A 7,486-nucleotide genomic window follows, 5' to 3' on the forward strand; every position below is an offset into this window, starting at 1 on the left:
GGGGCGTGGCGGGACGGACGTGCCGTCAGCTGGTCGTCGCCCTGCGGCGACGCGCGCCGGGACGCCGCTCGGACGGCCGGGTGACCGGGTCGCCCGCCGCCAGCGCGGCCTCACGCCGCTTCGCGCCGAACTCGGCGAGCGCGGCCGCCAGCTTGGTGACCGACGGCTCCGGGGCCATCACGTCGACCCGCAGACCGTGCTCCTCCGCCGTCTTGGCGGTGGCCGGGCCGATGCAGGCGATCACCGTCACGTTGTGCGGCTTGCCGGCGATGCCGACCAGGTTCCGCACCGTCGACGACGAGGTGAACAGCACCGCGTCGAAGCCGCCGCCCTTGATCGCCTCACGGGTCTCCGCCGGAGGCGGCGAGGCGCGCACGGTGCGGTACGCCGTGACGTCGTCGACCTCCCAGCCCAGCTCGATCAGCCCGGCGACCAGGGTCTCCGTGGCGATGTCCGCGCGCGGCAGGAAGACGCGATCGATCGGGTCGAAGACCGGGTCGTACGGCGGCCAGTCCTCCAGCAGACCGGCGGCCGACTGCTCGCCGCTGGGCACCAGGTCCGGCTTCACGCCGAAGGCGATCAGCGCCTTGGCGGTCTGCTCGCCCACGGCCGCGACCTTGATGCCCGCGAAGGCGCGCGCGTCCAGGCCGTACTCCTCGAACTTCTCCCGGACCGCCTTGACGGCGTTGACCGAGGTGAAGGCGATCCACTCGTAGCGGCCGGTGACCAGACCCTTGACCGCGCGCTCCATCTGCTGCGGGGTGCGCGGCGGCTCCACGGCGATGGTCGGCACCTCGTGCGGCACCGCGCCGTACGAACGGAGCTGGTCGGAGAGCGAGACCGCCTGCTCCTTGGTGCGCGGCACCAGGACCTTCCAGCCGAACAGCGGCTTGGACTCGAACCAGGACAGCTGGTCACGGCGGTCCCCCGCGGCGGCACGCTCGCCGACCACGGCTATGACGGCCTGGCCGCCGTCCGCGGAGGGCAGCACCTTGCCCTGCTTGAAGACCTGCGCGATGGTGCCCAGCGTCGCCGTCCAGCTGCGCTGGCGGGTCGTGGTGCCGGCCACCGTCACGGTGAGCGGGGTGTCCGGCTTGCGGCCCGCCGAGACCAGCTCGGCCGCCGTCGCCGCGACACCGTCCAGGGTGGTGGAGACGACCACGGTGCCGTCGGAGGCGCCGAGCTCGGTCCAGCAGCGGGCGTTGGCGGTGCGGGCGTCGACGAACCGCACGTCCGCGCCGTCCGCGTCGCGCAGCGGCACACCTGCGTACGCGGGCACGCCCACGGCCGAGGCGATGCCGGGCACCACCTCGAACCGCACGCCCTCGGCGGCGCAGGCGAGCATCTCGCGCGCCGCGTCGGAGTCGAGGCCGGGGTCGCCCGTGACGGCACGGACCACCCGCCTGCCGGAGCGTACGGCCGCCATGACAAGATGAACGGCATCACGTTCCGCCGGAACGGCAACGGTTGTTGACGTGCCGTCAACCACCGTGAGCTGCGGCGTGTCCGTGTCCGCGCCGGTGCTCTCCAGGACGGCGCCCGGCCTGGCGTGTGTGCGCACCACGTCCAGCACGTCGGGTTCGCCGACGAGGACGTCCGCACCCGCCAGCGCCTCGACGGCGCGCAGCGTGAGCAGCCCCGGATCGCCGGGACCGGCACCCAGGAAGGTGACGTGCCCCTGATCGGGAACCGCGGGAAGGGTGGTGGGGCTCACTGTGCTCGCTCCCCCATCAGACCGGCCGCGCCCCGGGCAAGCATCTCGGCGGCGAGTTCGCGGCCGAGCGCCATCGCCTGCTCATGCGTCTCGGGGACGGGACCGGTGGTGGACATCTGCACCGTCCGGGAGCCGTCGGTCGTGCCGACGACGCCCCGCAGGCGCATTTCCTTGACAATCTGCCCGTCCCCCAGAAGGTCGGCCAGGGCACCCACAGGTGCGCTGCAACCGGCCTCCAGGGCGGCGAGCAGTGATCGCTCGGCGGTCACGGCGGCCCGCGTGAGCGGGTCGTCGAGCTGCGAGAGTGCGGCGATCAGCTCCGCGGCGTCCGCGGAGCACTCCACCGCCAGGGCTCCCTGGCCGGGAGCCGGCAGGACGGTGTCGACCGACAGGAGCTCGGTGACCTCGTCCGCGCGGCCGATCCGGTTCAGGCCCGCGGCGGCGAGCACGACGGCGTCGAGGTCCCCGCTCTCCACGAACCCGATGCGGGTGTCGACGTTGCCCCGTATCGGCACCGTCTCCAGCCGCAGCCCGTTGGCCCGCGCGTACGCGTTGAGCTGGGCCTGCCGGCGCGGCGAACCGGTGCCGACGCGGGCGCCGGGCGGCAGGTCGGCCAGCTTGGCGCCGCCGGCCGCGACCAGCGCGTCCCGCGGGTCCTCGCGGACCGGTATCGCGGCCAGCGTCAGACCCTCGGCCGGGTAGGTCGGGAGGTCCTTCAGCGAGTGGACCGCGAAGTCCACCTCGCCGCGCAGCAGCGCCTCGCGCAGGGCGGCGACGAACACGCCGGTGCCGCCGATCTGCGTCAGGTGCTCGCGCGAGACGTCGCCGTGCGTGGTGATCTCGACGAGCTCGACGGGCCTGCCGGTGACCCGGCCCACTGCCTCCGCCACGTGCCCGGACTGGGCCATGGCGAGCTTGCTCCGCCGGGTGCCGAGCCTCAAAGCCTTCTCTGTCATGCTCGCCCTCGGTTCTTGGCGTTGGCGTCGATCAGGGTGTTCTGGAGGGAGTCGTCGGCGCTGCGGCCGGCGGCCTTGTCGGCCCGGGAGACGGACGCCACCGTCTCCGGGTCGAGGTCGAACAGGGTGCGCAGCGCGTCCGCGTACCCGGCGCCGCCGGGCTCCGCGGCCAGCTGCTTCACCCGCACGGTCGGCGCGTGCAGCAGCTTGTCCACCACACGCCGGACGGTCTGGGTGATCTCCTGGCGCTGCTTGGCGTCGAGGTCGGGAAGCCGGCCCTCCAGCCGGGCGATCTCGCCCGCCACCACCTCGGCGGCCATGGAGCGCAGCGCCACCACGGTCGGCGTGATGGTCGCCGCCCGCTGGGCGGCGCCGAACGCGGCGACCTCGTCGGCGACGATCCGCCGCACCTGATCCACGTCGGCGGCCATCGGAGCGTCCGCGGAGGCGTCGGCCAGCGACTCGATGTCCACCAGCCGCACCCCGGCGAGCCGGTGCACGGCGGAGTCCACGTCGCGCGGCATCGCCAGGTCGAGGACCGACAGGACCGGCTCGGGGCGGATCGTCTCCACGGCCTCCGGGCGGCGGCGCTCGGGGATCCGGCCCACCGCGGCCGCGGTCGCGGCCAGCGCGGTCACCAGCTCCGGGTCGGGCTCGGGCCGCACGTCCTGGCCGGTACGCGCGGCCTCCAGGCGCTCCGCGTCGCCGCGGTCCACCCAGGCGCCGTGCTGCTCCAGCGTGGCGGCGTCCATCCCTGCCACGGCCGCCTCGCCGGAGGCGGGGAAGCCTGCGCCGGGCGCGCCCTGCGGCAGTTCGGTCAGGTCGGCCGGCGCGGCGACGCCGAGGCCGAGGGGACAGCCGTCGGCGTCCTTGGCCTCGCGGACGCCGGAAGGCTCCGCCGTCCGCGGCGCTCCGCCGGCGGTCGCGTCGGTCGGACCGGCCGGGCGGACCCGGCCCTCGACCGCGGCGGCCACCTGCTGGGCGGTGAGCACCAGGCCGGTGGCTCCGGTGCAGGACACGGCGATGTCGGCCCGGGCGAGCTCCGCGGCAACGGCGTCCATGGTGACCGCGCGGGCGCGGACCGGGGACTCGCCGCCCGCGGTGAGGATCTCCGCGAGCCGCTCGGCGCGCTCGACGGTGCGGTTGGCGACCACGATCTCGGCGACCCCGCCGCGCGCCAGCGTGGCGGCGGCCAGCGAGGACATCGAACCGGCGCCGATCACCAGCGCCCGCTTGCCGTCCAGCCAGGCCGGCACCTCGGCGCCGTCGGCGAGCTGCTCCAGGCCGAAGGTGACCAGGGACTGGCCGGCCCGGTCGATCCCGGTCTCGGAGTGCGCGCGCTTGCCGACCCGCAGCGCCTGCTGGAACAGGTCGTTGAGCAGCCGGCCGGCGGTGTGCAGCTCCTGCGCCTGGGCCAGGGCGTCCTTGATCTGGGCGAGGATCTGGCCCTCGCCCACGACCATCGAGTCCAGCCCGCACGCCACCGAGTACAGGTGGTGGACGGCACGGTCCTCGTAGTGCACATAAAGATAAGGAGTGAGCTCCTCGAGCCCCACCCCGCTGTGCCGGGCCAGGAGCGTGGACAGCTCGGCGACACCGGCGTGGAACTTGTCCACGTCGGCGTAGAGCTCGATGCGGTTGCAGGTGGCCAGCACCGCTGCCTCGGCGGCCGGTTCGGCGGCCACCGTGTCCTGCAGCAGCTTGGTCTTCGCCTCCGCGCCCAGCGCGGCACGCTCCAGCGCGCTGACCGGCGCGCTGCGGTGGCTCAGACCGACGACGAGCAGACTCATGCCGGCATCACGGCGGGGGCTTCCCCGTCGGTGCCCTTCGGGTCCGCCTCGTCCATCGCGGCGGCGGCCGCGGCCGCGCCCTTGACGGCGGCCGGCGGCGGCATGGCGGAGTCGGCGGCGGCGTCCTCGCCGGCCTTGCGCTGCTCGTGGAAGGCGAGGATCTGCAGCTCGATGGACAGGTCCACCTTGCGCACGTCTACGCCGTCCGGAACGGTCAGCATGGTCGGCGCGAAGTTCAGGATGGACGTCACCCCGGCCCCCACCAGACGGTCGCAGACCTGCTGCGCCGCACCGGCCGGGGTGGCGATGACGCCGATGGAGACGCCGTTGTCGCGGACGATGTCCTCGAGCGCGTCGGCGTGCTGCACGGGGATGCCGGCGACCGGCTTCCCGGTCATCGCGGGGTCGGCGTCGATCAGCGCCGCGACCCGGAAACCACGCGAGGCGAAGCCGCCGTAGTTGGCGAGCGCCGCGCCCAGGTTGCCGATGCCGACGATGACCACGGGCCAGTCCTGGGTCAGACCGAGCTCGCGGGAGATCTGGTAGACGAGGTACTCGACGTCGTAGCCGACGCCACGGGTGCCGTAGGAGCCCAGGTAGGAGAAGTCCTTGCGCAGCTTCGCGGAGTTGACCCCGGCGGCGGCCGCGAGCTCCTCGGAGGAGACGGTCGGCACCGAGCGCTCCGACAGAGCGGTCAGCGCGCGGAGGTACAGCGGAAGCCGGGCGACGGTGGCCTCGGGAATTCCTCGGCTGCGGGTCGCCGGTCGGTGAGTTCGGCCAGTTGCCACGATGCTCCTGCGGGTAGAGCGGGGCTGGGGGCGGCCACACGTCCCCGGACCGCCTCGTCGGATGCAGGCTATGTCTTTGTGAACGTGTGCACAAAGATGGTGTCCGTTTTGCCCCACCGACGTGACCGGGGTCACGCGGTGTTCACGCACGCGCGCGGAACCGGCGGACAGGCGTCCGGCTCCCTCACTCGTCGGGGACAAAACAGCACACGCTCCTCGTTCGATGCACGCCCCCGCAAGCAAATTCGCGGTCAAATCGTAAGCGACACAACCGCGTTCCACCGAACCGTCGCATCTGGCGAAACCCCAGGTCAGAGGCCGATTCCGGCGTCCGGTGAGAGCTATCTCTCCTCCCCGGGCCGCCCATGACTCCCGGTAAGGCGCCGCATTCGTGAAGACGATCACGAACTCGTCACCGTCCGCCCGCCGCCCACGCCTGCGCGTGACCGCCCCGGGGCGCGGGACAATGGCGGACATGAGTGGTCTGGTGACATTGATCGGCAAGCCCGGGTGCCATCTCTGCGAGGACGCGGAGAAGGTGGTGTCCAAGGTCTGCGGCGAACTCGGCGTGCGCTGGGAGCAGAAGGACATCACCCAGGACGAGGAACTCCACCGTGCCTACTGGGAGCAGATCCCGGTGGTCCTGATCGACGGGCGGCAGCACACCTTCTGGCGGGTGGACGAGTCCCGCCTGCGCGCCGCCCTCGCCTGAACCGCCGCACTCCCGGGCGGCCCCGCGCCGTACGCCGGCGGCGAGCGTGCCGCCGGTGTGCGGGAGGGCCCCAGGGTGTTCACAGGACGACAACCTCACCGCCCCGAACCCGTCCCACGATCTGGATATGCTCACCGCATGGCCGCACTTGGATGGCTCCTCCCCCGAAAGCGCTTCGCCACGGCGCGCAGCGTCCTGGCCGGCGAGGCCGCGGCGGAGGCCGCCCGCAAGTCCTCCGGCGCGCTCGGGCAGGAGGACCGCTTCCCGGTCCTCGGCGACACCAGCGCCGCCGCCTTCTTCGACCTGGACAACACGGTCATGCAGGGCGCGGCCCTGTTCCACTTCGGCCGGGGCCTGTACAAGCGCAAGTTCTTCGACACCCGGGAGCTGCTCCGGTTCGCCTGGCAGCAGGCCTACTTCCGGCTGGCCGGCATCGAGGACCCCGCCCACATGCAGGAGGCCAGCGACGCCGCCCTCTCCATCGTGAAGGGGCACCGCGTCGAGGAACTCGAGATGATCGGCGACGACATCTACGACGAGTACGTGGCCGGCCGCATCTGGAGCGGCACCCGCTCCCTGGCCCAGGCACACCTCGACGCGGGGCAGAAGGTGTGGCTGGTGACGGCCGCCCCGGTGGAGATCGCCCAGACCATCGCCCGCCGGCTCGGCCTGACCGGCGCCCTGGGCACCGTCGCCGAGTCCGTCGACGGCGTCTACACCGGCCGCCTGGTCGGCGAGCCCCTGCACGGACCCGCCAAGGCCGAGGCGATCCGCGCCCTCGCCGCCGCCGAGGGCCTGGACCTGACGCGCTGCGCCGCCTACAGCGACTCGTACAACGACATCCCGATGCTCTCGCTGGTCGGCCACCCCTATGCGGTCAATCCCGACCCCCGGCTGCGCAAATACGCACGGGAACGGGAATGGCGACTGCGTGACTACCGCACCGGCCGCAAGGCCGCGATGGTGGGCATCCCGGCCGCCGCCGGAGTCGGCGCGGTCGCGGGCGGAACCGCCGCCGCGCTGGCCCTGCACCGCCGCCGACGCCTGGTCTGACCGGCGCTTTCCCCCGTCACCCGCCCCGTCCGACGCCCGACGGCGCCCGGCCCCTTCCGGCCGGGAACGCCGTCGGGCGTCGTCGCGCGCGCCCGCCGCGACCCTGACGCTCCGCTCACATCGGCCGGAGCCGGACACCGGATGCTCGCAACATGGCCGGATGTGATCGACAAACGATCTCACCATGTCATCGAATTCGACCCGAACCAGCCACGGAAGCGACGTAATCGATGATTTAGGCAACTCGGCGTAGCAGGCCCTGCACGAAGCGTTATTCTCCTCAGACGCAATTCGGTACCCCTCCGTCGTCACGACGGGTGAACGGTTCCGCACTGCACGTGATGGAAGCTCTGCCTCTGGGAGTCCCGTGTACCCACACGTCGGGGTTGACGCCTCGGGCCTGGCTGCGCTCCGCTCAGCGGCCCTGGAGCTGTTGCGCGGCTTCGTCCCCACCGCGTACGCCGTTCCCGCCC

6 protein-coding genes and 1 pseudogene are annotated in these 7,486 nt (G+C 73.0%); 3 read left to right on the forward strand and 4 right to left on the reverse strand.

Annotation, left to right across the window (positions count from 1 at the left end; genetic code table 11):
* Positions 1-25 precede the first annotated feature (25 nt).
* Genes ACOV8S_RS18235 through ACOV8S_RS18250 form a run of 4 tightly spaced genes read right to left on the reverse strand, consistent with a single transcriptional unit; the run spans position 26 to position 5,248 of the window.
* Complete coding sequence (locus ACOV8S_RS18235) at positions 26-1,714, reverse strand: uroporphyrinogen-III synthase (protein WP_448318830.1); 1,689 nt, start codon at positions 1,712-1,714, stop codon at positions 26-28.
* Positions 1,711-2,670: a hydroxymethylbilane synthase gene (gene hemC, locus ACOV8S_RS18240; protein WP_448318831.1), complete on the reverse strand. Its 960-nt coding sequence runs from the start codon at positions 2,668-2,670 to the stop codon at positions 1,711-1,713. The genes ACOV8S_RS18235 and hemC overlap by 4 nt, the downstream gene beginning before the upstream one ends.
* Positions 2,667-4,460, reverse strand: coding sequence for a glutamyl-tRNA reductase (locus ACOV8S_RS18245; RefSeq protein WP_448318832.1), 1,794 nt, complete (start codon positions 4,458-4,460; stop codon positions 2,667-2,669). Before ACOV8S_RS18245 ends, hemC begins: the two co-directional genes overlap by 4 nt.
* Positions 4,457-5,248 carry a redox-sensing transcriptional repressor Rex gene (locus tag ACOV8S_RS18250; RefSeq protein WP_448318833.1) on the reverse strand — a complete coding sequence of 264 codons (792 nt, stop codon included), beginning with the start codon at positions 5,246-5,248 and terminating at the stop codon, positions 4,457-4,459. Before ACOV8S_RS18250 ends, ACOV8S_RS18245 begins: the two co-directional genes overlap by 4 nt.
* 466 nt (positions 5,249-5,714) lie before the next feature.
* Between ACOV8S_RS18250 and ACOV8S_RS18255 the strand changes: the two genes are divergently transcribed.
* From ACOV8S_RS18255 to ACOV8S_RS18265, 3 genes and pseudogenes are all read left to right on the forward strand, one after another.
* Positions 5,715-5,960, forward strand: coding sequence for a glutaredoxin family protein (locus tag ACOV8S_RS18255; protein WP_108954944.1), 246 nt, complete (start codon positions 5,715-5,717; stop codon positions 5,958-5,960).
* Positions 5,961-6,098: 138 nt separating this feature from the next.
* Positions 6,099-7,013, forward strand: coding sequence for an HAD family hydrolase (locus ACOV8S_RS18260; protein ID WP_448318834.1), 915 nt, complete (start codon positions 6,099-6,101; stop codon positions 7,011-7,013).
* A gap of 367 nt (positions 7,014-7,380) precedes the next feature.
* A pseudogene (locus tag ACOV8S_RS18265) lies at positions 7,381-7,486 on the forward strand (ECF subfamily RNA polymerase sigma factor, BldN family); the annotation flags it as partial.

The sequence above is a fragment of the Streptomyces sp. CO7 genome (assembly GCF_053474865.1).

What these genes read in the sequence shown, in the direction of transcription:
- ACOV8S_RS18255 (WP_108954944.1), top strand. Translation starts at nt 5,715, where the DNA reads ATGGCGGACATGAGTGGTCTGGTGACATTGATCGGCAAGCCCGGGTGC.
- ACOV8S_RS18245 (WP_448318832.1), bottom strand. Translation starts at nt 4,460, where the DNA reads ATGAGTCTGCTCGTCGTCGGTCTGAGCCACCGCAGCGCGCCGGTCAGC.
- hemC (WP_448318831.1), bottom strand. Translation starts at nt 2,670, where the DNA reads ATGACAGAGAAGGCTTTGAGGCTCGGCACCCGGCGGAGCAAGCTCGCC.
- ACOV8S_RS18260 (WP_448318834.1), top strand. Translation starts at nt 6,099, where the DNA reads ATGGCCGCACTTGGATGGCTCCTCCCCCGAAAGCGCTTCGCCACGGCG.